Source organism: Paenibacillus sp. VTT E-133280 (assembly GCF_002264385.1).
GTDB lineage: Bacteria > Bacillota > Bacilli > Paenibacillales > Paenibacillaceae > Paenibacillus_AQ > Paenibacillus_AQ nitricinens.
Genome location: NZ_NFUX01000167.1, coordinates 1 through 604 on the forward strand (window position 1 = coordinate 1; position 604 = coordinate 604).

Here is a 604-nt window from a genome sequence, read left to right on the forward strand (position 1 = left end):
ACTGTCTATCGATTTATAAAAGGCATTTTTAGAATCCTCGGGTTTTGCTTGACCCTCCGTTTTAATCTTTCTAAACAGATTATAGGAATCCAGTTGGGCGACTGATGAAGTCAATTTTATAACATCTCCCCAAGCCTTTCCACCTTGGTTTGTCATCACGTGTACACCCAGACTTACTCCAGTAGCGATCATCTGTTCCATGGTGGTTTGAATGCCTTCCAGTTGGCCTTTTGCCCAGGCTCCCTTCTCCCCTTTTTCCATTGCTGTCCGTAGTAGTAACTGATACGCTTCATTCTGAACTAGTGGTACGCTTCTACTAGTGATAGACGGATCATAATCACATGCCTTAACCGCTGGTTTCTTAAAATAAATGCTTAGATCCTTACCCGCCTGGTACTGGACTTCACTTATACCCAAGGATTCCAGCTTCTTGCGTGCGTCTTCCGCCAGCTTATACATTGCGTCCATTTGAGTCTGATTTCCAAACGCTTGATATACCTTATAGGCGGTTTGCGCCTTCGCGATCTGATCCCGCGCCAGGTAGATATCCTTCAGCTTGCTTTGCGCGGCTATGGAGTCGATCGTTCCCAGTCCTGAATTTTTA

At 45.4% G+C, this 604-nt stretch carries 1 pseudogene; it reads right to left on the bottom strand.

The features are described from left to right. Positions 1–604 (bottom strand): annotated as a pseudogene (locus tag CA600_RS30610) (hypothetical protein); the annotation flags it as partial.